Origin of the sequence: Streptomyces sp. SID3343 (assembly GCF_009865215.1) — a bacterium.
Taxonomy (GTDB): domain Bacteria; phylum Actinomycetota; class Actinomycetes; order Streptomycetales; family Streptomycetaceae; genus Embleya.
Genome location: NZ_WWJX01000842.1, coordinates 1 through 2798 on the forward strand (window position 1 = coordinate 1; position 2798 = coordinate 2798).

1 protein-coding gene is annotated in these 2798 nt (G+C 72.0%); it reads right to left on the reverse strand.

The genetic code is table 11. The annotated features are described in order from the left end of the window. Nucleotides 1-86: 86 nt before the first annotated feature. Nucleotides 87-2798, reverse strand: a 2712-nt coding sequence (locus GT354_RS26310) for a non-ribosomal peptide synthetase (protein ID WP_161358858.1), incomplete at its 5' end; no start/stop codon positions are given.

The window sequence follows — 2798 nt, forward strand, 5'->3', positions numbered from 1 at the left end:
GGCGTCGAGTGAGGGTACGGGACCGCGGTCCGGGACGGGTTCGGGATCGGGTTCGGGCCTGGTGATGAGGGTGTCGCCGGAGTCGGTCATCGCGTGCCCGCCTCCCCCGACTCGCCGTGTTCGCCGTGTTCGCCGTGTTCGCCGTGTTCGCCGAGTTCGCCGAGTTCGCCGAGTTCGCGGGCTTCGTCGAGACCGTCGAGACCGCCGGGTTCATCGAGACCGTCAAGACCGTCAAGACCGTCAAGACCGCCGAGACCGTCGGGTTCGCCGAGACCGTCGAGACCGTCGAGTTCGCGGAGCAGGATGTCCTCGATCCGCCGGGCCATCGCGGCCAGCGTCGGCGCCTCGAAGACGATCCGCAACGGGAAGTCGATCTCGAAGCGCTCGCTCACCTGGGCCATCAAGCGCAGCGCGAGCAGCGAATTACCGCCGAGCGCCAGGAACCCGTCGTCGCGGCCGATCCGCGGCGGGGCGAGCAGGTCCTGCCAGATCTCCGCCAGGATCTCTTCGCAGTCGCCCTCGGGGGGCGCGCCGCTGCCACCGGGTCGCGGGCGAGGCAACGCGGCCCGGTCGATCTTCCCGGCCGGGGTCAGCGGCAGCGCGTCGAGCGGAACCAGTACACCGGGCACCATGTGCCGCGGCAACCGCTCGCCGAGCGCGTCCCGTACATCCTCGGCGTCGAACGGCGCGTCGGACACCACGTAGCCGACCAGCGTCGGCCCGGCCGGCCCGTCCCACAGCGTCACGACCGCGGCGGACACCCCGGCCAGCGCGGTCAAGCCGGCCTCGATCTCGCCCAGTTCGATCCGGAAGCCGCGCAGTTTGATCTGATGATCGGCGCGACCGCGGTAGTCGAGTGTGCCGTCCCGGCGCCGGCAGGCGATGTCCCCGGTCCGGTACATCATCGCGCCGGGCGGCCCGAACGGGTCGCGGACGAAGCGTTCGGCGGTCCGGTCTGCGCGGCCGAGGTAGCCGAGCGCGACCCCGGCACCGGCGATGCACAGTTCGCCGGGCGCGTTGATCGGCGCGGGCCGGCCGGCCGGGTCCAGCACGTAGACGCGGGTGTTGGCGATGGGCGCGCCGAGCGGTACCACGCCGCGCGCGGCGTGCGCCCGGTCGACCCGCAGGGTGGTGGACCATACGGTCGTCTCGGTCGGGCCGTACATGTTCCACAGCGCGCCGCAGCGTTCGAGCAGTGCGCCGGCGAGGTCTCCGGTGAGCGCCTCGCCGCCGCACAACGCGACCAGTTCGGGCCGACCGGGCCAGTTCGCCTCCACGAGCATTCGCCACGTGGCCGGGGTCGCCTGGCACACCGTCACCTCGCGACGGGTGAGCCAGTCGCCGAGTGCGCGCCCGTCGGTGCTCGCCTCCCGGTCGGCGATCTCGACCCGGGCGCCGACCACGAGCGGCAGCCACAGTTCGAGGGCGGCGATGTCGAAGGTGAGCGTGGTGACCGCGGCCATCGTGTCGGCGGCGGTCAGTCCGGGTTCGTGGGCCATCGAGAGCAGGAAGTTGACGATCGCCCGATGCGGCACGGCGACCGCCTTGGGCCGACCGGTGGAGCCGGACGTGTGGATGAGGTAGGCCGGGTCCTCGGCCTCGATCCGTACGGCGGGGCCGGCGGTCTCGGGAGCGCGGTGGATTTCGGGGCCGTCCACGATAACGACGTCGTATCCGGGTTCGGCCAGGAGTGGGGTGCGGGCCGCGTGGGCGCGTTCGCCGACGATCAGGGTGACCTTGGCGTCGTCGAGCAGGGCCCGGTTGCGGGCGACCGGTTGGTCGGTGTCGATGGGCAGGTAGGCGGCGCCGGCGCGGAGCACGCCCAGCAGGGCGGCCGGCAGCAAGTGGGAGCGGGGCATGGCGATCGCGACGAGCGTGCCGCGTTCGGCGCCGTGCGCGCGCAGAATTTCGGCCAACCGTTGGGCGTGGGCGTCCAGTTCGGCGTAGGTGAGGGTACCGGTGTCGGCCGACACGGCGACCGCGTGCGGGGTGCGGGCGATCTGCGCGGCGACGAGTTCGTGCAGGCGCAGGTCGGCCACGGGGGTCGCGGCGGGGTTGTCGGCCTCGACCAGATACGTGTGTTCCGCGTGGTCGAACATGATCGTTTCGGCGATCGGCCGATCCGGGGCGGCCACGCCTTCGGCGAGGAGCGCCATCAGGTGGTCGATGATCGTTTCGATCGAGGCCGGGTCGTAGCGGGTGGTGCGATATTCGACCGACAGCAACGGGCCCGCGGCGGGAAACTCGACGAACATCGAGATGTCGGTCTTGGCCCCGCCGTTGCACACCTCGTTCAGGAACTCCAGTCTCAGGTCCGGGAGTTCGGTGACCGCGCCCGGATGGTTCTGTACCGCGAGCAGGATCTGCGACACGGGGGTGGCGTTGTCCGCGCCCGTCATGCCCGCGAAGCGCAGCTGTTCCAGGTAGGGCAACGCGCTGTGGTCGAGCGCGTCGAGCACCACGGGTCGCACCCGGTAAACCAGGTCGCGGAACGTGTCGGTGTCCTCCACCGCGAAGCGCAGCGGCACGGTGTTGAGCAGCGGCCCGACCACGTCCTCCAGCTCGGCGAGCGGACGGACCGCGAACGGGGCCAGCACGGCTTGGTCGGTGCGACCGGTGTAGCGGTGCACGAGGACCCCGAGCGCGGCGAGCAGGGTCATGTACAGGCTGACGCCCTCGCGGGCCGCCCATTCCTCGGCGCGGCGTACGAGTTCGGCGTCGAGGCGGCGCGCGAGGCGGGCCCCGGTGGGGTCGAACGGGTCGGCGTGCGGGCGGTCGCCCGGCAGGAGTTGCTCGCC